We start from the raw sequence: 20,481 nt of genomic DNA on the forward strand, positions 1-20,481 counted from the left end.
GATGCACCCGCGACCCCTTCGGGCCGGTACCCGGCCCGAACCCGGCGCGCCCGCGCCGACCGTCTCGGTCGTCATCGCCGCCTACAACCGCGCGCATCTCCTGCGCATCGCCGTGCGCAGCGTCCTGGCGCAGAGCTTCGAGGATTTCGAGGTTCTGGTGGTCGGCGACGCCTGCACCGACGACTCGGAGCAGGCGGTCACGGACCTCGGCGACGCCAGGGTTCGGTTCGTCAACCTCGCCATCAACATCGGCGACCAGTCGGGCCCGAACAATGTCGGGATCGCCCAGGCCCGCGGCCTCTACGTCGCCTTCCTGAATCAGGACGACCTCTGGCTGCCCGACCATCTCGAGGTCTGCCTCGCCTGGATCGAGGCGACCGGAGCGGATCTGGTCCACGCGCTCGCGGCCCGCATCTCGGTCGGCACGGCGACCGACGATCCGACCTCGTGGACCGCCGGCATGGCCCCCGGGCAGGCGCGGTTCGACCCGGCGCGGGACTTCGCCGCCTGCTCCACCTGGCTCGTGCGCGCCGCGGTGTTCGAGCGGATCGGTCCGTTCCGGACGGCGCTCGAATGCGTGATCGAGCCGACGCAGGATCTGCTGTTCCGCGCATGGCGCGCGGGCCTCGTGCATCGGCAGGTTCCGAACTTCTCGGTGGTCATTATCCCCTCGGGCGAGCGGGCCGGCTCCTACCTGAACCGCGACGCGTCGGAGCACGAGGCGGTGCTGGCCGTGCTGTCTCGCCCCGGCGGCCGGATGGAGGTGCTCTCGCGCATCCCGTCGCTGCCGACCACCCGGCCCCGGCGCCTCGCGGACGCGGCGGTCGCGGCCCTGCTGCGTCCCCTCGGGCTGCTCGGCATCCCGCCCCGCATGCTGCGCTTGGGTTTCGCCCGGCGCTTCCGCCGCGGGGCGATCGTCCAGGGCCTGCAAGCGATCCGGGGACTCGACCCGATCTGGCACGGCCGGGACGTCCTCACCGCCCTGAGGCTGCGCGAGGCCGCGCGGCTGCCGACCTATGCCCTGGGGACGACGGTGCGGTTCGGGATCGAGGGCGACGGCGGTCGCTACCGGGAGCGGGGCTGGTGCAGCCCCGAGTCCGGCGGCGTCTGGACCGGGGACGAGACCGCCGCCCTGCTGTTCGCCCTGCCGGAGGCGGCCGAACCGGGGGATCTGCGCCTCGACCTGCAGGTGGCGCCCTTTACGCCCCCCGGTCATGCCCGGCAGCGGCTTCGCCTCCTGATCGACGGCACGGTGGTGTTCGAGGGAAGCCTCGCCGGGGGCGAGACCCTGCCGCCGATCCCCGTGCCGGCGGCGGCGCGGCGCTCGGGGCGCCTGCTGCGCCTGACGCTCCACCTGCCCGACGCCCGCTCGCCGCGCAGCCTCGGCCTGTCCGACGACGTGCGCCGCCTCGGGCTCTACCTGATCGGTGCGACGCTATCCGTCGCCGACGGGGCGGAGCCGGCACCCGCCCCGATACCGGACTCAGCGCTGCGCCAGGAGCGCGGCGGCGGCTGAGCGGACGAGGCGATTGCGGCCGTGGAGCCAGAGCGGGGTGCTCTGGACGACGCGGCGGCTGACGCCGCGCTTGAAGTCGAACACGCCGCGATTGCCCGCCGGATCGATGCCGCCGAGGTCGTAGACCGGGCAGCCCTCGGCCTTGGCCTGCTCGATCAGGGTCCAGACCGAGAGCGCGGCGGCGTTGGTGGCCCGGCCGCGCTCGTTCGAGGCGGCGAAGAAGTCGGTCCAGCGCAGCTTCGCCCGGTGGGCGATCCGCACCATGATCGGCACGCCGTTCTCGCGCAGCTCCAGGATGACGAGGCGCGGGTCGGTGGCGGCGATGTCGCGAAACGCCTGCGGGTTGAGGGTGTTGGAGAACCCCTTGCGGGCCTGGAGCGCGGCGTACATCCCGGCGAAGGTGTCGAAGGCGGCAAGCCGCGCGTCCGGATCGGTCAGGATCGTGGTCTCGAGGTCGGGATTGCGCTTCGCCTTGGCGAGGTTGCGCCGCCACTTCGCGTCGAGCCCGGCCTCGATCGCCTCCGCGTCGCGGGTCAGGTCGAGTTCGAGGGTATGGTGGCGGGGCGAGACCACCGGAACGAAGCCGAGCGCCAGCAGCGCCGGCACCGCCTCGTTGTCCTGGAACTCGTGGAAGTTCACGCCGAGCAGATCGAACGGACCGAGCGCCAAGTGGTCGCGGAAGGCCGACAGAGTGGCCTCCGCCCGCGCCGCGCCGGCCTCGGTCAGCACAGGGCCGCCCTGGGCCAGGACGAAGCGGGCAAAGCCCACGCGCCGCACCTGATACTGGACGAAGGCGAGGTCGCGCCCCTGGCCGTCGCGCACCGCGACGCGGCGGACCGACCAGTTCAGGCGGCCCTTGTAGATGCCCCAGGGCCGGGCGGCGTAGAGGTTGGCGCCCGGCGCCTCATTGAGGCGGGCGTCCCAGTCCGGCGCGTCGGTGAGATCGACGACCGCGAGGCCGTCCGCGGCGGGGCGGCGCTCGATCGCGGCCGATGGCGTCCGATCGCGCCGCCGGGTGTCCGGGCGGGCGGCGAACCGCCGCATCTCCGGGGCCGCGGTCGCGATACGCGCAAGGGTCCGCGAATGGGTCATCGTCTACTCCGACGCTGCTGCGAGCCGGGAAACCGTCGGTTCCCCGGCCATCGATGGAAGCCCCCTGAATTGCCCCGGTTCGGGCAGGATCGTCGTGCGGCGGCAAAGCTTTGCGCCGCGGGTCGTCTCGACTTGCGCCCGATAGCGCCGAGTCGCGCTACGCCGTCCGGTCGTCGTATGGCCGGGCTCTGCTTGGCCGTTACGGCGAAGAGCACTCCGGCAGGCGGCCAAGTCGCTCGTTTCGGCGATGGCGTCTCACGCGCCTTGCCATGCGACCTTGTCACGACTGAACGCGGCAGCGGCGCCGGATATTCCCCCGTGAGCGATTGAGACGCCTCCGTAAAGACTACCGAGAACCGCTCCGCTTCGGACACGTTTCGCAAACGCGTCTCATCCATACCGGGACGTTGGGCCGCGCCTGGATTTGCTGTCGCCCCCGCGTTGACGGTCTGGAGCATCGGCCCGAAAGGTGGGAACCGGCTTTCGGAAAAAGCCGATGCGGCACAAGAACCTAGAGCATCGGCCCGAAAGGTGGGAACCGGCTTCCGGAAAAAGCCGATGCGGCACAAGAACCTAGAGCACCGGGCTGGATACGACATCCAGCCCGATGGTCTAGGGGGCAGCGGCGCCCGCGGCGGGCGCGATGGGGATCGGATGACGCGGCATCGAGCGGTGGAGCGGGCGGATCGCGAGGCCGTTCTGGAGCGCCAGCGGGCGCTCAAGATGGCGAAGTCGGCCCACGCCTATGTCCGTGGCAACACCCTGAAGTTCTACGAATGGCTCGACGGGCTGCCCCGCGGCACCCTGCCCGAGGGGCCGCCGATCTGGATCTGCGGCGATTGCCACCTGGGCAATCTCGGGCCGCTCGCCGACGCCGACGGTGAGGTCGCGATCCAGATCCGCGACCTCGACCAGACCGTGATCGGCAACCCCTCCCACGATCTCGTGCGGCTCGGCCTGTCGCTGGCGAGCGCCGCGCGCGGCTCCAACCTGCCCGGCGTCGTCACCGCGCGGATGCTGGAGGAGATGGTGCGCGGCTACGGCGACGGGCTCAAGTCACGGGATGGCGCGAGGGACGGTGACGGCGAGCCGCCGGAGCCCGACGCGGTGCGCACCATCCGGCACCGGGCGCTGGGGCGGCGCTGGAAGCACCTCGCCCGCGAGCGCCTGGAGGACGAGGACCTGAAGATTCCCCGCGGGCGCCGCTTCTGGGCGCTCGACGACGACGAGCATGAGGCCCTCGACGCGCTGTTCCACGAGGACGCGGTGCGCGAACTCGTGCTGGCCATCGACGGCCGGCACGCCGGCGAGGCGCGGGTGCGCCTGTTGGATGCCGCCTACTGGATGAAGGGCTGCTCGTCGCTGGGCTTCCTGCGCTACGCCGCCCTGCTGCGCATCGACGAGCGCGGCGAGAAGCCGAGGTTGGCGCTGGTCGATCTCAAGGAGGCGGTCGCCGCCGCCGCGCCGCAGGCACCGAAGGCGAAGATGCCCAAGGACCCGGCCGAGCGGGTGGTGGCCGGCGCCCGCGCCCTCTCGCCCCATCTCGGCGAGCGCATGCTGCCCGCCCGCATCCTCGGCAAGCCGGTGGTGGTGCGCGAGCTGCTGCCGCAGGACCTGAAGCTCGACGTCGATCAGTTCAGCCGCGGCGAGGCGGTGCGGGCGGCCCGCTACCTCGCCCACGTGGTCGGCGCGGCCCATGGCCGGCAGATGAAGCGCAGCGCCCGCGCCGCGTGGCGCCGCGCCGTCACCCGCGGCGCCTCGGCGGACGGCGCCCCGTCCTGGCTGTGGTCGAGCGTGGTCGAACTCGCCGGCCGCCACGAGGTCGGCTACCTCGAGCATTGCCGCTCCTACGCCGACGCGGAAGCCGCTTGAGCCACGCCCCATGCCGGGGCCGCCATGTGGATCCACCGCGTGCGGGCTTGAACCGGGCGCGGCCTTGACGATATCGCCAGTTCTCCGGCGCCATTTGCTCGCGTCGTGGTCAGACCGTGCACAATATTAGGCCATCGTGACGAAATCAGTCGCGATGTTGCGGTGCAGCGTCGGAATCTGACGGTAAACTTCCGACCATGTCGGCTCTGCGGCAAAAAGCGTCGCCGCAGGACAAGCCGCAGGGGCTGTCGGGTTTAGCTTTTGATCAGCTCAAAACAAGTCAAGCAGTACTGCGGGCGCCGGGAGGCGAATGCCGTAATGCGCTGATCCGAAGAGGTTGCCAGCACATGGGCCGCATCACTCTCGAGAACGTCAGCAAAGTCTTCGGCGCCAACCCCGCCCAAGCGATCGAATTGATCTCTCAAGGCAAGCGCAAGGCCGAGGTGGCCCAGGCCTGCGGCGCGGTCGTCGGCTTACGCGACATCTCCTTCGACGTGCACGAGGGCGAGATCCTGATCCTGATGGGACTGTCGGGCTCGGGCAAGTCCACCCTGCTGCGGTGCATGAACCGCCTCGTCGAGCCCACCGTCGGGCGCATCCTCGTCGACGACGTCGACGTGACGAAGTTGGGCCGCAAGGAACTCCTGGCCTTCCGCCAGAAGGCCTTCGGCATGGTGTTTCAGCACTTCGCCCTGCTGCCGAACCGCACCATCCTCTCGAATGTCGGCTTCGGCCTGGAGATCAAGAACGTCCCGGCCAAGCAGCGCATCGACGCGGCGATGCGGGCGATCGAACTCGTCGGCCTGAAAGGCTGGGAGAGCAAGTATCCGAGCGAATTGTCCGGCGGCATGCAGCAGCGCGCCGGCCTCGCCCGCGCTCTGGCGGCGGATGCCGACATCCTGCTGATGGACGAGGCGTTCAGCGCGCTCGACCCGCTGATCCGCCGCGACATGCAGGCCGAACTGCGCGAATTGCAGCGCTCCCTCAAGAAGACCATCGTCTTCGTCTCGCACGACCTCGACGAGGCCGTGGCGCTCGGCGGCCGCATCGTCCTGATGAAGGACGGCGAGGTGGTCCAGATCGGCCAGCCCGAGGATGTCGTGGCGCGGCCCGCCACCGAATACGTCCGCCGCTTCGTCGAGCATATCGATCTGGCCGCCGTCATGCGCGCGGCCCAAGTCGCAGACCGCGACGCGATCGTGCTCGCCCCCACCGACACCGTGGCCGAGGCGCGGCTGCGGACCGTTGCCGGCGGCAGCGACGGCTGGCTCGTCGCCGACGGCGCGGGCCGCTTCGTCGGCCGGGTGCGGGCCGAGCGTCTCGCCGCCGCCCGCGTCGGCGAGACCGTCGCGAGCCTGCTCGATCTCGATCCCGGTGTGGTCGCGGCGGAAGCCCGCCTCGACGCGGTGCTGCCGCAGGTCGCGACGAGCGGCGCGGTGGCGGTCGTGGCCGAGGACGGGCGCCTGATCGGCCCGATCACCAGCCGCGACGTGGTGCGCGCGCTCGCCGCGCGGCCCGGCAATCCTTCACAGACCCAACCGACAGGAGCGGAGCGATGGACTGGAACGTCCCCAAATTCCCCCTCGACACGCTCAGCGACGACGCCCTCGACTGGCTCACCGAGCATGGCAGCTGGCTGACCCGCGCCGTCAGCCGCACGGTCTCCGATTGGATCGAGGCGCTGACGACCGCCCTCATCGCGGTGCCGCCGTGGCTCGCGATCCTCGCGGCCTCGGCTCTCACCTGGAAGATCGGCGGCCGCAAGGTCGGGCTCCTGACGCTCGGCGGGCTCCTGTTCCTGTGGAACCTGCGGCTGTGGCAGGCCACCGTGGAGACGCTGGTGCTCGTCGTCCTGGCGACGCTGGCGGCGCTGGTGATCGGCATCCCCGTCGGCATCTGGTTCGCGCTCAGCCGGCGGGCGTGGCGGACGTTCTCGCCCGTCCTCGACATGATGCAGACGCTGCCGAGCTTCGTCTACCTGATCCCGGCGCTGCCGTTCTTCGGGCTCGGGGCGGTCTCGGCGTGCTTTGCAACAATCGTGTTCTCGGTGCCGCCGGTGATCCGGCTCACCGCGCTCGGCATCCGCAACGTGCCCTCCGAACTGGTCGAGGCCTCCGACGCCTTCGGCGGCTCGGCGCGCCAGAAGCTGTTCAAGGTGCAACTGCCGCTGGCGCTGCCGACCATCATGGCCGGCGTCAACCAGACCATGATGCTGGCCCTCTCGATGGTGGTCATCGCCGCGATGATCGGCGCCGGCGGCCTCGGCCGCGCGGTGTGGCAGTCGATCCAGCGCCTTGAGGCGGGCGCCGGGTTCGAGGCCGGCATCGGCATCGTCATCGTGGCGGTCATCCTCGACCGGGCGACCCAGGCGCTGGCCGCCAAGGCCCGCCCCCACGGCTCGGCCTGAGCCCCCATCGCGACCGGTCCGGCGGCCCCCGCCGGACGGGTCCCTCTCACCTCGTCCTCTCTTCTCCGAAACGAGCCGATCATGCGCGCCGGAACGCTCAGTGCCCTTCTCTGCCTCGCCTTGACCCAGACGCCGGCCGAGGCCGCGGGCAAGCAGGTGCGCATCGCCTACGTGGAGTGGGCCGACGCGGTGGTCGCCACCAACATCCTCAAGCTCGTGCTGGAGGAGAAGGGTTATCAGGTGAAGACCATCCCGCTCGCCGCGGCGGCCATGTGGCAGGCCGTGGCGACGGGCGACGCCGATGCCAGCGTCGCGGCGTGGCTCCCGGTCACTCAGGGCGCGTATTACGAGAAGCTGAAGAACCGCCTCGAACTGATCGGCCCCAACGTCACCGGCGCCAGGATCGGCTGGGCGGTGCCGGCCTCCTCCCCGCTCGACTCGATCGAGGATCTGAAGACCAAGTCCTCGGATGTCGGCGGGCAGGTGATCGGCATCGATCCGGGTGCGGGAATCATGAAGAGCTCGGAGGCGGCGATCAAGGCCTACGGTCTGCCGGTCAAGCTCGTGGACGGCAGCGACGCGACGATGACCAGCGCCCTCAAGGATGCGGTGCGCCAGAAGAAGGACATCGTCGTCACCGCCTGGACGCCGCACTGGATGTTCGCCCGCTACGAGCTGAAATACCTCGCCGACCCGAAGAAGGCTTTCGGAGACGACGAGAGCGTCAACACGCTCGCCCGCAAGGGACTGAAGGACGACCTGCCCGAGGTCTACGCGATCCTCAAGAAGTTCAAGCTCTCGGTGAAAGAAGAAGAGGCCGTGATGGCCGAGAACGAGGAGAAGGGCGCCAAGCCGGCCGAGACCGCCGCCAAGTGGATCGCCGGCAACCGCGCCACGGTGGACGGCTGGCTGAAATAGAACTGGGCCAATCCCGTCCATCGATCGGATTCATGGGCTGAATCGCACAACGGTGAAGTAGAGGCTTGGGGGCGACATGACGATGAAAAGCTTGGCGATCGCCTTCCTGGGGTGCGCCGCGGGGACGGTGTTGTGCGCGTCGACAGTATGGGCACAGGGCACGGTCGAGCTCGACGCCGAGCCGAGCCGGGTGAACCGGGTCCAGCCGGTCGCGGTCCCCGACCCGACCTACGCCCCCGAGGCCGCCAAGCCCGCCGGCAACTTCGACATCGCGCCGCCGAAGGGCAAGACCGAGTTCGGCACCTTCACCTTCGGCGGCGCCATCCGCGCCCGCTACGACTGGCGCTTCAACGACGTCGGCTTGGGCGGGCAGCCCAAGGCGTCCGAGCATTTCGACTTCGACATGCTTTCGCTCAAGGCGGCCTACGATTCCGACACGATCTTCGGTGCCGCCCAGTACCGCTTCTACGGCGGCAGCTCGATCTACGGTCCCCGCAACGGCTACCGGGGGTATCCGGGCGAGGTCAGCTTCCCGATGTGGGCCTATGTCGGCTACAAGCTGACGAGGGAAGACAGCATCACATTCGGCCTCAATCAGGCGCCGTTCGGCCTGACGCCGTATTTCGGCACGAGCTTCATCGAGACGCTCGGCTTCACGATGGGCCTGGAAGAGGTCTATAACTTCGGCGTCAAGTACTCCCACGTCGAATCGGACCTGAACTATCAGGTCGGCTATTATCCCGGCGCCAACCCCAACGCGATCGGGCTGAGCCTCGACAGCGCCCGCTACTCGACCAACATCGTCCGGGGCGACAGCTACCTCCCGTTCGCCTCGCGCAACGCCGAGCAGAACATGTTCATCGGCCGGGCCGAGTACTTCCTCTACAAGAACGATCTCGCCTCGCTCGCCTTCGGCGCCTCGATCTGGCACTCGGACCTGTACAACTTCGACACCCGCCAGACCGGCACCAAGCAGCTCGAAGGCGTGCACGTGCTCGGCACTTACGGCGCCTGGGGCTTCAAGGGCATCTTCATCCGCCAGGACATCGACCCGAAGAACCCGATCCGCAACGACTTCGTCTCGGTCGGCGGCTTCGACTTCTCCTACAACATGGCCTCGCGCGGCAACTTCGTCTCGGCCGAGGTGACCTACAAGGTCGCCGATCCGATCGGGCCGTTCACGGTCGTGCCCTATGCCGGCTACAGCGCCTACTTCAAGGACAAGGCCAGCTTCCAGAACAGCGAGCGCTTCATCCTCGGCGGCGCCTGGACGCTCACCGCCGACCCGAACCTCGTGATCTACACCGAGGGCGTGTTCGGCCGGAACGATCCCTATGTCGGCGCCGGTCAGTTCTCCAGCGGCCTCGCGCAGGGCGGCGACAACAAGTGGAAGACCCGCTTCATCATGAACATCGGGTATTATTTCTGATCGGCCTTTACTTCGCGGATCCCAAAATCACCTCATCCTGAGGTGCGAAGCGTAGCGCAGCCTCGAAGGAGGGCTTCAGGGATCGCAAGATCCGCTGGAGCCCTCCTTCGAGGCTGCTTCGCAGCATCTCAGGATGAGGTATTCGGGTGGAACAAAAAGGGGTCTGCCTCAACCCCGTCCGCCGGCTTGCACCACCTTGCGCTCCGCGCTCGGCGGCTGGCCGAAGCAGTCGAGATAGGCCTTCGAGAAGTGCGAGGCCGAGGTGAAGCCGCATTCCATCGCCACCGAGAGCAGCGGCATCGCCGTCTGGCGGATCAGGTCGCGGGCGTGCTCCAGGCGGATGCGCAGGTAGTGCTTGGCCGGAGAGCGGCCGAGATATTTCAGGAACAGCCGCTCCAGTTGCCGGGTCGAGAGATGGACCGCCTCGGCCAGTTCCTGGCTGCCGAGCGGCTCGGTGAGCGAAGCCTCCATCAGCCCGACCACCTTGAGGAGCTTCGGATGCGCCACGCCGAGGCGCATGCGCAGGTCCATCCGCTGGCGCTCGCCCGATTCGCGGATGCGGTGGTGGATGAGCTGGTCGGCGACGTAGGACGCCACGCTCGGCCCGTGCTCGCGCATGATCAGCGACAGCATCATGTCGGCGGCTGCCGTGCCGCCCGCGCAGGTGAAGCGGTTGCGGTCGATCTCGAACAGGTCCGAGCCGATCTCCAGCCCCTCGTGCTCCGAGACGAGGCCCGGCAGGTTCTCCCAATGGATCGTCGCCCGATAGCCGTCGAGCAGGCCCGCCTTGGCCAGCACGTAGGTGCCGGTGCAGACCGCGCCGAGCGCGGTGCCGCGGGCGCAGGCCCGGCGGAGCGCCGCGTGCAGGGAGCGGTGGTCCGGCTTCTGGATGTCGATGCCGCCGCAGACGACGAGGATGTCGAAATCCTGCACCTCGCCGAACCGGCCCGAGACCCGGACCTCGACCCCGTTCGAGGCGGTGCACTTGGTGCCCTCCTCGGACCACAGCGAGAAGCGGTAGAGGTCGCGGCCCGCCGCGCGGTTGGCGAGCCGCAGCGGCTCGATCGCCGAGGAAAAGGCGATCATCGAGAAGCACTCGACCAGCATGAAGCCGACGGTGATCGCCTTGGTCGTGGTCGACTCGCTGGCCGCCGCCGGGCTGACCGGGCAGGCCTCCGTGACCATCGCTGTCGTTTCCATCCTGACCACCATCTGCCGGCCTTCGCCGTGACGTGATGGGCAAGTCACGGGCCGTCCCGTCCTGCCTCGCACCGGAATCGTTCCGGTCGGGCGACGGTCGGCGGCGCGTCCGCCGGAGCGGCGCCCACATCGAAAGTAAATCTCCCATCCCCCGCCCGGCGCAATAGAATAATTCTTGTCTGAGGCGCCGAGCCAGGCCGCGCCGCGCTGTGCGGATTGTCGATCGGGTCGCCGACTCGGTCGCATTCCCCCTGCGATACCGTGCCGGACGGGACGTCTCTCCCTCCGCTCGGTGCGCCCGGCCCCTGCGTAAAGTCGTAAAATCCAAACTCGCGGTCGCCGTCGATCAAGCCCCCCCGCGGGGGCCGGACCATGATCCGTCACCACCCGCGAGGTCGACCGATGCGCCGCTTCTCCCTCACGTCGCTGCTCTCCGAATCCCTGCGGGGCCATACCGGCTGGGGGCGCCAGTGGCGCGCGCCCGAGCCGAAGCCGGCTTACGACGTCGTCATCGTCGGCGGCGGCGGCCATGGGCTGGCCACGGCCTACTACCTTGCCACCGTCCACGGCATCACCAACGTGGCGGTGCTGGAGAAGGGCTGGATCGGCGGCGGCAACACCGGCCGCAACACCACGATCATCCGCTCCAACTACCTCTACGACGAGAGCGCGGGCCTCTACGAGCACGCCCTCAAGCTGTGGGAGGGCCTCTCCCAGGAGCTGAACTACAACGTGATGTTCTCGCAGCGCGGCGTGTTGATGCTCGCGCACAACATCCACGACGTTCAGAGCTTCAAGCGCCACGTCTACGCCAACCGCCTCAACGGCATCGACAACGAGTGGCTGTCGAAGGAAGAGTGCAAGGAATTCTGCCCGCCGATCGAGATCGGCGGCCACCTGCGCTATCCCGTCCTCGGCGGCGCGCTTCAGCGCCGGGCCGGCACCGCCCGCCACGACGCGGTGGCCTGGGGCTACGCCCGCGGTGCCGACGCGCGGGGCGTCGACATCATCCAGAACTGCGAGGTCACCGGCATCCGCCGCGACGCCGCGGGCACCGCCATCGGCGTCGAGACCAGCTGCGGCTATATCGGCGCGGGCCGGATCGGCGTGGTCGCCGCCGGCCACACCTCGACCGTGATGAACATGTCCGGCGTGTCGATGCCGCTGGAGAGCTATCCGCTCCAGGCGCTCGTCTCCGAGCCGGTCAAGCCGGTGTTCCCCTGCGTGGTGATGTCGAACGCGGTCCACGCCTACATCTCGCAGTCCGACAAGGGCGAGCTGGTGATCGGCGCGGGCACCGACCAGTACACCTCCTACAGCCAGCAGGGCGGCCTCCACATCACCACCCACACCCTCGACGCCATCTGCGAGCTGTTTCCGCAATTCACCCGCATGCGGATGCTGCGCTCCTGGGGCGGCATCGTCGACGTGACGCCGGACCGCTCGCCGATCATCGGCAAGACCCCGGTCCGGAACCTGTTCGTCAATTGCGGCTGGGGCACCGGCGGCTTCAAGGCGACGCCGGGCTCCGGCCACGTCTTCGCCCACACGCTGGCGACGGGCGAGCCGCACGCGATCAACGCACCCTTCACTCTCGACCGCTTCCGCACCGGCCGCCTCATCGACGAGGCGGCGGCAGCCGCCGTCGCACACTGATCCGCACATTTGCTGGAGATCGATCCGATGCTGCTGATCGCCTGTCCCAACTGCGGCAACCGCCCCGAGACCGAGTTCCGCTGCGGCGGCCAAGCCCACATCGCCCGGCCGGAGCAGCCGGGCGCCATCGATGACCAGAACTGGTCCGAGTACCTGTTCGTCCGAAAGAACCCGCGCGGGGTCCACGCCGAGCGCTGGAACCACGCCCACGGCTGCGGGCGCTGGTTCAACGCGCTGCGCGACACGGTCAGCGACCGCTTCATCGAGACCTATCCGATGGGCGCAAAAGCGCGATCCGCCGAAGTGGAAGCCGGTTCGGCGCAAGAGCGCGCGATAGAAGAACTTCCGAAATCCGACATCCAGAGCGAGGCGAGGGCGTGAGATGGCACAGCCGTTCAGATTGTCCCGCGGCGGACGCATCGACCGTTCCCGCCCCATCGTCTTCGAGTTCAACGGCCGGCCGATCCACGGCTACCAGGGCGACACCGTCGCCTCGGCGCTGATCGCCAACGGCATCCACCTCGTCGGGCGCTCGTTCAAGTATCACCGCCCCCGCGGCATCCTCAGCCACGGCCCGGACGAGCCGAGCGCCCTGCTCTCGGTCGATCGCGGCCCCGGCCGGGTCGATCCGAACAACCGCGCCTCCGTGGTCGAGGCCCGCTCAGGGCTCCGCACCACGTCGCAGAACCACTGGCCGTCGCTCGAATACGATATCGGCGCTGTCAACGACCTGCTGTCGCCGGTCTTCGTCGCGGGGTTCTACTACAAGACCTTCATGTGGCCGCGGAAGTTCTGGGACCGGGTCTACGAGCCGTTCATCCGCGCCGCCGCCGGCCTCGGCAAGGCCCCGGTGGAAGCCGATCCCGACCGCTACGCCAACCGCCACGCCCATTGCGACGTGTTGATCGTCGGCGCCGGCCCCGCCGGCCTCGCCGCCGCGCTCGCCGCCGCGAAGACCGGCAAGCGCGTCATCCTCGCCGACGAGGGCCCGGAGCCGGGCGGTTCGCTGCTGCACGATCCGCGGGCCGAGATCGACGGGCGGCTCGCCTCCGACTGGCTCGCCGAGACGCTGGCGGATCTCGATGCCCGCGAGAACGTCATCCTGCTGCCGCGCACCACCGTGTTCGGCTACTACAACCACAACCACGTGGCGATGACCGAGCGCGTCACCGACCACCTGCCCACGGCCGGTCAGGCGCCGCGCGAGCGCCTGTGGCAGGTGCGGGCCGGCGAGGTGGTGCTGGCCGGCGGCGCCCACGAGCGTCCGCTGGTCTTCGCTGACAACGACCGTCCGGGCATCCTGCTCGCCGAGAGCGTGCGGGTGTTCCTCAACCGCTACGGCGTCGCTCCGGGCCACCGGCTCGTCGTCGCCACCAGCGGCGCCTCCGCCTATCAGGTCGCCCTCGACGCCCGGTCTGCGGGCCTCGACGTGACCCTGGTCGATCTGCGGCTTGAGGCCGATTGCGGGCCGGAAGTGACCCGCCTGCGCGGCGCCGGCGTGGAGGTGCTGACCGGCCACACCGTGATCGGCTCCAAGGGCCGCAAGCGCGTTTCCGGCCTCATCGTGGCGCCGGTCGAGGGTAACGGCCGCTGCGGCGCGCGCCGGGTCATCCCCTGCGACTGCGTCGGCATGTCCGGCGGCTGGACGCCCGCCGTCCACCTGTTCTCGCAGTCCCGCGGCAAGCTCCGCTACGACGATGCGCTCGACGCCTTCGTGCCCAACATCTCGGCGCAGGCCGAGCGCTCGGCTGGTGCGGCACGCGGCACCTACGATCTGGCCGGCTGCCTCACCGAGGGTTTTGCGGCGGGCGCCGCCGCTTCGGGCTCGTCCGAGACCCGCACCTTCGGGGCGAGCGCCACGCTCACCGGCTTCCAGCCGGTGCGGGTTATGCCGACCGACGCCGACCCGAGGAAGGTCCGCGCCTTCGTCGATTTCCAGAACGACGTCACGGCCAAGGACATCAAGCTCGCGGTGCGCGAGGGCTTCCAGTCGATCGAGCACGTCAAGCGCTACACCACCACCGGTATGGCGACCGACCAGGGCAAGACCTCGAACATGAACGCCCTCGGCATCGTCGCCGGGCAGCTCGACAAGGCGCTCCCGGCGGTGGGCACCACGACGTTCCGCCCGCCCTACACCCCCGTCACCTTCGGCGCGCTGGTGGGTCCCGCGCGGCACGCCCTGTTCGATCCGATCCGCACCACTCCGATCCACGGCTGGGCCGAGGCGCAGGGCGCCACCTTCGAGAACGTCGCCCTGTGGCGCCGCGCCTGGTACTTTCCGAAAGCCGGCGAGGATCTGCACGCGGCGGTTGCCCGCGAGTGCAAGGCGGTGCGCGAGGGGGTCGGCATTTTTGATGCCTCGACGCTCGGCAAGATCGAGGTGGTCGGGCCGGATGCGGCCGAGTTCATGAACCGGATGTACGTCAACCCCTGGGCCAAGCTCGCCAACGGCCGCTGCCGCTACGGGCTGATGCTCAAGGAAGACGGCTACATCCTCGACGACGGCGTCGTCGCCCGCGTCTCCGACGAGTGCTTCCACGTAACCACGACGACCGGCGGGGCCGCCCGCGTGCTCGGCCACATGGAGGACTACCTCCAGACCGAGTGGCCGGACCTGCAGGTGTTCCTGACCTCGACCACCGAGCAATGGGCGGTGATCGCGCTGCAGGGCCCGAAGGCCCGCCACGTCATCGAGCCGCTGGTGGAAGGCATCGACCTCTCGCCCGAGGCCTTTCCGCACATGGCGATGCGGACGGGGACGATCTGCGGCGTGCCGACCCGGCTGTTCCGCGTCTCGTTCACCGGCGAACTCGGCTTCGAGATCAACGTGCCGAGCGACCACGCGCTCGCCGTGTGGGAGGCGATTTTTTCCGCGGGCCAGCCGCATGGGATCACCCCCTACGGCACCGAGACGATGCACGTGCTGCGCGCCGAGAAGGGCTACATCATCGTCGGCCAGGAGACCGACGGCACGGTGACCCCGGACGACGTCGGCATGGCCGGCATGATCGCCAAGACGAAGGTCGACTTCGTCGGCAAGCGTTCGCTCGCCCGCCCCGATGTGGTCGCCACCACCGGCCGCAAGCAGCTCGTCGGCCTCGTCACCGAGGACCCGAAGCTGGTCCTCGACGAGGGCGCGCAGATCGTGGCCGACCCGAACCAGCCGATCCCGATGCGGATGCTCGGCCACGTCACGTCGAGCTACTGGAGCCCGAATTGCGACCGCTCCATCGCCCTGGCGCTGGTGGCGGACGGGCGCTCGCTGATGGGCCGGACGCTCCACATCACCACGCCCGACGGCTTCACCCGCGCGACCGTGAGCGAGCCGGTCTTCTTCGACACCAAGGGAGAGCGCGTCCATGCTTGAGGTTCGCTACCGCACCGCCCGCACCCTCCCGCTCGGCCGGGTCGAGACCCGCCCCTCGGGCGTCTCGATCCGCCCGTCCGAGGCGGAAGCCCGCTTCGTCCTGCGCATCCGCGCGACGGAGGGCGAGATCGCCGGCCTGCCGCTGAACCGGCCGATCAACACCGTGTCGGGCGACGACCGCCGCTGGATCGCCCGGCTCGGGCCGGACGAGTGGCTGATCGGCGTCCCCGAGGGCGAGGCCGATCTGTTGCAGACCTCGGCCGCGAGTGACCTCGCCGGCCGGGCCCATTCCGTGGTCGATGTCTCGAACCGCAACGTCGGCATCGACGTCGAGGGTTTTCGCGCCGCGGAACTCCTCAACGCCGGCTGCCCGCTCGATCTGGGCGAGGCCGCCTTCCCGGCCGGCAAAGCCACCCGCACGCTGCTGGGGAAGGCCGAGATCGTCCTGATCCGCCGCGCCGGCGCCCCGGCCCGCTACCGGGTGGAATGCTGGCGCTCCTTGGCCACATACGTGCATGGCTTCCTGCAAGAGGCGGGCATGGGGATCGGCGAGGGATGATCAGCGTCTTCGACCTGTTCAAGATCGGCATCGGCCCGTCGAGCTCGCACACCGTCGGCCCGATGATCGCCGCTCGCCGGTTCCGCGAGCGGGTCGCAGGACAGGCCGAGACCACCCGGATCGGCGCCGAGATCTTCGGATCGCTCGCCTGGACCGGGCGCGGCCACGGCACCGACACGGCGATTTTTTTGGGACTGCTCGGCCACGATCCGGCGACCGTCGATCCGGATCGGGTCGGTGAGTATACGCAGGCTCTGACCGAGCGCGGTGCCCTCGACCTGCCGGGCGGGGGCGCCGCAATAGCGTTCGACCCCGCCCGCGACCTCGTCTTCAACTTCACCGAAATCCTGCCGCGCCACACCAACGGCATGCGCTTCCGCGCGTTCGACGGCGCGGGCGACGTGCGCGCCGAGACGACCTGCTACTCCATCGGCGGCGGCTTCGTCGTCGACGAGGGCGAGGCCGAGGGCGCCGGGCTGGAGGCGAAGCCCGTGCCCCATCCCTTCACCAGCGCCGCCGAGCTGCTGGCCGTCTGCGCCGAAACGGGCCTGAGCATCGCCCAGGTGCAGATGCAGAACGAGCGGGCTTTGCGCTCCGAATCCGACGTCGATGCCGGCCTCGACGCGATCCGCGACGCCATGCTCGCCTGCATCGACCGCGGCCTGCGCATGGACGGCGAGTTGCCCGGCGGCCTCAAGGTGCGCCGCCGCGCCAAGCGCCTGCACGCGCAGTTGCAAGAGGGCCGGCTCTCCAACAGCCGCCCGGCCCACGAGGTGATGGACTGGATCAGCCTGTTCGCGCTCGCCGTCAACGAGGAGAACGCCGCGGGCGGGCGCGTCGTCACCGCGCCGACCAACGGTGCGGCCGGCATCGTGCCCGCAGTGCTGCGCTACGTCGTCGAGTTCTGCCCGGGCTGGTGCGACGCCCACGGCCGCGACTTCCTGCTCACGGCGGCGGCCGTCGGCGGCCTGATCAAGAGCCGCGCCTCGATCTCGGGCGCCGAGGTCGGCTGCCAGGGCGAGGTCGGCTCCGCCGCCGCCATGGCCGCGGCCGGCCTCGCCGCGGTGCTCGGCGGCAACGCGCTCCAGGTCGAGAACGCCGCCGAGATCGCCATGGAGCACCATCTCGGCATGACCTGCGACCCGATCGGCGGCCTCGTGCAGATCCCCTGCATCGAACGCAACGCCTTCGGGGCCAACAAGGCGGTGGCGGCCGCCTCGCTGGCTCTGCGCGGCGACGGCATCCACTACGTGACGCTCGACGAGGTCATCGAGACCATGCGCCAGACCGGTCTCGACATGCAGGACAAGTACAAGGAGACCTCGCTCGGCGGTCTCGCGGTCAACGTCGCGGCCTGTTGAGGCGGGACTTCGAACGCTCACCCACCGTCATTCCGGGGCGCTGATAAGCGAACCCGGAATCAACCCGTGATGCGCCGCTCAGGCATGAAGCATCGGCCCGAAAGGTGGATGCCGGCTTTCGGGAAAAGCCGATGCTGAACAAAAACTTAGAGAAGCGTCCGGGCCAGTCGTGGATTCCGGGTTCGCTTCGCGCCCCGGAATGACGGTGTGATACCGATCGGCGATGATCATGGCTCATCGCCGATTTTCCGCGCGACTGCGCGGCGGCGGCCGTCCGCCGGACGCACGGAACAGGACCATCGGTCATGGTCCGTGCAACTTGGTATGAGTTGGGACGTGTCGTGACAGGCCGTCTGCCGGTCGGCGAGCCCTATCCCGCCATCGTCGTCTTCACCGTCTCCACCAGCTGCTTCAGGCTGAAGGGCTTCGGCAGGAAGTTGAAGGCCTCGCCCTCGGGCAGGTTCTTGCGGAAGGCGTCCTCGGCGTAGCCGGAGACGAAGATCACCTTCAGGTCGGGCCGGTGCTTGCGCAATTCGCGCAGCAGGGTCGGGCCGTCCATCTCGGGCATGACCACGTCGGAGACGACGACGTCGATGCCGTCGGCATGCTCCTCGATCAGGCGCAGGGCCTCGACGCCGGAGGCGGCCTCCAGCACCGTGTAGCCGCGGGCCGAGAGGGCGCGGGAATTGACCGCGCGCACCGGATCCTCGTCCTCGACCAGCAGCACCGTGCCCTGGCCGGTATGGTCGGCGGCGGGTCTTTGGGGTTCCGGCGCGGGCTTCGGGGCCGGCTTGGGCTCCGGCGCCGCGGCGTCGCCCACCGTCGGCGTCGCCGCGGCGGCCGTCCGCTCGGGTTTGGGCAGCGCCCCGCCTGGCTCGGGCTCCGGCAGGGCCTCGGTGCCGGGCTCGTGGCGCGGGAGATAGATGCGGAAGGTCGTGCCCTCGCCCACCGTCGACTGCACGTCGATGGCCCCGCCCGACTGGTTGACGATGCCGAACACCGTCGAGAGCCCAAGGCCGGTGCCCTTGCCGATCTCCTTGGTGGTGAAGAACGGCTCGAAGATCTTCTGGAGCACCGCCGGGGGAATGCCCTCGCCGGTGTCGGTCACCTCGATCATCACGTGATCGCCCGGCGGGATGCCGACCGGGCGCTCGACCTCCGCCGTGCAGTTGGTGGTGCGGATCGAGAGGCGCCCGCCGCCGGGCATCGCGTCGCGGGCGTTGACCGCGAGGTTCACGATCACCTGCTCGAACTGGTTCACGTCGGCCTTGATCGGCCAGATCTCGCGGCCGTGGCGGAAATCGAGCTGCACCCGCTCGCCGAGAAGCCGCTTCAGCAGCAGCGTCAGGTCGGACAGGGCCTCGCCGACATCCATCACCTCCGGCCGCAGCGTCTGGCGGCGGGAGAAGGCCAGCAGCTGGCGAACGAGCGAGGCGGCCCGGTTCGCGTTCTGCTTGATCTGCATGATGTCCTGGAAGGCGTGGTCGGTCGGCCGGTGGCTCGCGAGCAGGAGGTCCGAGTAGCCGATGATCGCCTGCAGCACGTTGTTGAAGTCGTGGGCGATGCCGCCCGCGAGCTGGCCGACCGTGTCCATCTTCTGGGTCTGGGCGATCTGCTGCTCCAGCTGGCGCTGGGCCGTGGTGTCGAGCGCGTAGAGGATGACCCGCTCGCGGTCGGCATCCGACTCGACGCGCTGCGTGCCGTCGGCATCGGCCGGGCTCATCCAGACGCGGGCCGAGCGCTCGCCCTCGCCCGACAGGCCGATCTCGATCGGGTCGAGCCCGCCGAAGCCGTTGGCGGCCCGCGCGAGCGCCGCCTCGATCGCATGACGGTCGCGCTCCAGCACGGCGTCGCGCATCAGCGGCTCGGAAGCCTCGCGGCCGGACTCGGCGGCCGGCTGGCGCGGCATGCCGGAGAACAGGCGCACGAACGAGGCGTTGGCGCGGATGACGCGGCCGTCGCCGTCGAGCGTCGCGATGGCGATCGGGCTGGTGTTGAGGAAGCGGGCGAGCCGCACCTCGGCGGCGCGCTGCGGCTCGTCGGAATCCGAGCCCGCCGAGCGGTTGAGCACGAAGGTGCGCGACGGGCCCGGCGCCCCGTCCTGGCCGTAGGCGACGCGGTGGTAGAGGCGGGTCGGCAGCGGCTGGCCGTTGCGGCGGCGCAGGTCGATGTCGAAGCGGTCGGTGCGGACCTCGCCGGGCAGGCCGGGGGCGGCCGACAGCATGTCGGCGCCCGGCGCGATCTCGAGGAGCTTGAGCCCGCCCGAGCCGACGGTGGCGAGGTCGTAGCCGAGCCAGGAGGCGAGCGTCGCGTTCATGTAGACGATCGCGCCCGCGGCATCGATCGACAGGAAGCCCGCGGGCGCATGGTCGAGATAGTCGATCGCGTGCTGGAGTTCCTGGAAGACGTTCTCCTGGCGCTCGCGCTCGTGGGTGATGTCGCTCACCGTCCAGAGCGCCGCCGCGCCGCGCGGGCGCGGGATCGGCCGCACGGCGATGCGGTACCACGCGAAGTCGCGCTCGGCCGCCCCGCCGGGCGGCGGCGACATGCGGATTTCCTCCGTGTAGGCGCGCTCGTCCCGGGCGGCCTGCGCCAGCCGATACACCGCCTCGGACACCTCGGGCGCGCCGACGAAGATGCGCTCGATCGGGCGCAGGTTCGAAAAACTGTCGCCGCCGGCCAGCCGCATATAGGCCTCGTTGGCGTAGATCATCCGCCCGCCATCCTCGACGACGAGCTTGCCGTCCGGCGCCGCGTCGGTGATCGCGCGGGTGATGTCGTCGCGCGAGGCCGGTCCCGCGAGCTGGATCGCCCCGATGGCGAGCGCGAACAGGAAGAACACGCCGGCCATGGCGAGCAGCGCCAGGAGGCCGAGGATGAGCGGCTGGGCCTGCTCGTTGGCCACGAACGACAGGCCGACGGCGGCCCCCACGAGGAGGCCCGCCAGCATCAGCAGCAGCCCGACCCGGCCGGGGCGCTCCGAGCGGTCGATCGAGCCCGACGCCGGCACCGCTGGTCCGCTGACCTCAGCCATCAGGCCCTACCCATCCCCTCGCACCCGCCTCCGGCGCGCCGTCTGGCCAGATTTGCCGGACAATGGT

The 20,481-nt window shown here is 69.8% G+C and carries 14 protein-coding genes; 11 read left to right on the top strand and 3 right to left on the bottom strand.

What is annotated here, in order from left to right; genetic code table 11:
- The first annotated feature begins 1 nt into the window (after window position 1).
- The gene (locus HNR00_RS09635; RefSeq protein ID WP_183568536.1) at window positions 2-1,516 is read left to right on the top strand and encodes a glycosyltransferase family 2 protein; all 1,515 of its coding nucleotides are present in this window, start codon (window positions 2-4) and stop codon (window positions 1,514-1,516) included.
- Here the strand turns inward: HNR00_RS09635 and HNR00_RS09640 are convergent.
- Entirely contained in the window at window positions 1,484-2,608 is a 1,125-nt protein-coding gene (locus HNR00_RS09640) for a lipid II:glycine glycyltransferase FemX (protein ID WP_246390486.1), read from the bottom strand. The genes HNR00_RS09635 and HNR00_RS09640 overlap by 33 nt on opposite strands.
- A gap of 654 nt (window positions 2,609-3,262) precedes the next feature.
- Here HNR00_RS09640 and HNR00_RS09645 point away from each other — a divergent pair.
- The 5 genes from HNR00_RS09645 to HNR00_RS09665 all read left to right on the top strand — a co-directional run bounded on the left by HNR00_RS09645 (window position 3,263) and on the right by HNR00_RS09665 (window position 9,234).
- Window positions 3,263-4,480 (top strand): DUF2252 family protein, encoded by a 1,218-nt coding sequence (locus tag HNR00_RS09645; protein WP_183568539.1) that lies wholly within the window; start codon window positions 3,263-3,265, stop codon window positions 4,478-4,480.
- A gap of 347 nt (window positions 4,481-4,827) precedes the next feature.
- Window positions 4,828-6,120, top strand: coding sequence for a quaternary amine ABC transporter ATP-binding protein (locus HNR00_RS09650; RefSeq protein ID WP_183568542.1), 1,293 nt, complete (start codon window positions 4,828-4,830; stop codon window positions 6,118-6,120).
- Complete coding sequence (locus tag HNR00_RS09655) at window positions 6,036-6,887, top strand: ABC transporter permease (RefSeq protein WP_183568546.1); 852 nt, start codon at window positions 6,036-6,038, stop codon at window positions 6,885-6,887. The genes HNR00_RS09650 and HNR00_RS09655 overlap by 85 nt, the downstream gene beginning before the upstream one ends.
- A gap of 81 nt (window positions 6,888-6,968) precedes the next feature.
- Window positions 6,969-7,805: a glycine betaine ABC transporter substrate-binding protein gene (locus HNR00_RS09660; RefSeq protein WP_183568549.1), complete on the top strand. Its 837-nt coding sequence runs from the start codon at window positions 6,969-6,971 to the stop codon at window positions 7,803-7,805.
- A 76-nt stretch (window positions 7,806-7,881) separates the two neighbouring features.
- A complete protein-coding gene (locus HNR00_RS09665) occupies window positions 7,882-9,234 on the top strand; it encodes a hypothetical protein (protein WP_183568552.1) in 1,353 nt (450 codons plus the stop codon).
- A 168-nt stretch (window positions 9,235-9,402) separates the two neighbouring features.
- On the opposite strand, the gene HNR00_RS09670 is transcribed toward HNR00_RS09665, so the two are convergent.
- Entirely contained in the window at window positions 9,403-10,341 is a 939-nt protein-coding gene (locus tag HNR00_RS09670) for a GlxA family transcriptional regulator (RefSeq protein WP_183568914.1), read from the bottom strand.
- A 495-nt stretch (window positions 10,342-10,836) separates the two neighbouring features.
- Here HNR00_RS09670 and HNR00_RS09675 point away from each other — a divergent pair, with 495 nt between their 5' ends.
- Genes HNR00_RS09675 through HNR00_RS09695 form a run of 5 tightly spaced genes read left to right on the top strand, consistent with a single transcriptional unit; the run spans window position 10,837 to window position 17,380 of the window.
- On the top strand, window positions 10,837-12,090 hold the full coding sequence (locus HNR00_RS09675; protein WP_183568555.1) for a sarcosine oxidase subunit beta family protein: 1,254 nt from the start codon (window positions 10,837-10,839) through the stop codon (window positions 12,088-12,090).
- A 27-nt stretch (window positions 12,091-12,117) separates the two neighbouring features.
- Complete coding sequence (locus tag HNR00_RS09680; protein WP_183568915.1) at window positions 12,118-12,471, top strand: sarcosine oxidase subunit delta; 354 nt, start codon at window positions 12,118-12,120, stop codon at window positions 12,469-12,471.
- 1 nt (window position 12,472) lies between these two features.
- Window positions 12,473-15,460 (top strand): sarcosine oxidase subunit alpha family protein, encoded by a 2,988-nt coding sequence (locus HNR00_RS09685; protein ID WP_183568558.1) that lies wholly within the window; start codon window positions 12,473-12,475, stop codon window positions 15,458-15,460.
- Complete coding sequence (locus tag HNR00_RS09690) at window positions 15,453-16,019, top strand: sarcosine oxidase subunit gamma (RefSeq protein WP_183568562.1); 567 nt, start codon at window positions 15,453-15,455, stop codon at window positions 16,017-16,019. Before HNR00_RS09685 ends, HNR00_RS09690 begins: the two co-directional genes overlap by 8 nt.
- Window positions 16,016-17,380: an L-serine ammonia-lyase gene (locus tag HNR00_RS09695; RefSeq protein WP_183568565.1), complete on the top strand. Its 1,365-nt coding sequence runs from the start codon at window positions 16,016-16,018 to the stop codon at window positions 17,378-17,380. Before HNR00_RS09690 ends, HNR00_RS09695 begins: the two co-directional genes overlap by 4 nt.
- A gap of 370 nt (window positions 17,381-17,750) precedes the next feature.
- On the opposite strand, the gene cckA is transcribed toward HNR00_RS09695, so the two are convergent.
- The gene (gene cckA, locus HNR00_RS09700; RefSeq protein ID WP_183568568.1) at window positions 17,751-20,414 is read right to left on the bottom strand and encodes a cell cycle histidine kinase CckA; all 2,664 of its coding nucleotides are present in this window, start codon (window positions 20,412-20,414) and stop codon (window positions 17,751-17,753) included.
- Window positions 20,415-20,481: the final 67 nt, after the last annotated feature.

The sequence above is a fragment of the Methylorubrum rhodinum genome (assembly GCF_014199935.1).
GTDB lineage: Bacteria > Pseudomonadota > Alphaproteobacteria > Rhizobiales > Beijerinckiaceae > Methylobacterium > Methylobacterium rhodinum.

Bases quoted from the DNA above. Each gene is read 5' to 3' on its own strand.
- HNR00_RS09670 (WP_183568914.1), bottom strand. From the start codon at position 10,341: ATGCTGGTCGAGTGCTTCTCGATGATCGCCTTTTCCTCGGCGATCGAG.
- HNR00_RS09655 (WP_183568546.1), top strand. From the start codon at position 6,036: ATGGACTGGAACGTCCCCAAATTCCCCCTCGACACGCTCAGCGACGAC.
- HNR00_RS09690 (WP_183568562.1), top strand. From the start codon at position 15,453: ATGCTTGAGGTTCGCTACCGCACCGCCCGCACCCTCCCGCTCGGCCGG.
- HNR00_RS09675 (WP_183568555.1), top strand. From the start codon at position 10,837: ATGCGCCGCTTCTCCCTCACGTCGCTGCTCTCCGAATCCCTGCGGGGC.
- HNR00_RS09685 (WP_183568558.1), top strand. From the start codon at position 12,473: ATGGCACAGCCGTTCAGATTGTCCCGCGGCGGACGCATCGACCGTTCC.
- HNR00_RS09645 (WP_183568539.1), top strand. From the start codon at position 3,263: ATGACGCGGCATCGAGCGGTGGAGCGGGCGGATCGCGAGGCCGTTCTG.
- HNR00_RS09665 (WP_183568552.1), top strand. From the start codon at position 7,882: ATGACGATGAAAAGCTTGGCGATCGCCTTCCTGGGGTGCGCCGCGGGG.
- HNR00_RS09680 (WP_183568915.1), top strand. From the start codon at position 12,118: ATGCTGCTGATCGCCTGTCCCAACTGCGGCAACCGCCCCGAGACCGAG.
- HNR00_RS09695 (WP_183568565.1), top strand. From the start codon at position 16,016: ATGATCAGCGTCTTCGACCTGTTCAAGATCGGCATCGGCCCGTCGAGC.
- HNR00_RS09640 (WP_246390486.1), bottom strand. From the start codon at position 2,608: ATGACCCATTCGCGGACCCTTGCGCGTATCGCGACCGCGGCCCCGGAG.
- HNR00_RS09650 (WP_183568542.1), top strand. From the start codon at position 4,828: ATGGGCCGCATCACTCTCGAGAACGTCAGCAAAGTCTTCGGCGCCAAC.
- cckA (WP_183568568.1), bottom strand. From the start codon at position 20,414: ATGGCTGAGGTCAGCGGACCAGCGGTGCCGGCGTCGGGCTCGATCGAC.
- HNR00_RS09660 (WP_183568549.1), top strand. From the start codon at position 6,969: ATGCGCGCCGGAACGCTCAGTGCCCTTCTCTGCCTCGCCTTGACCCAG.
- HNR00_RS09635 (WP_183568536.1), top strand. From the start codon at position 2: ATGCACCCGCGACCCCTTCGGGCCGGTACCCGGCCCGAACCCGGCGCG.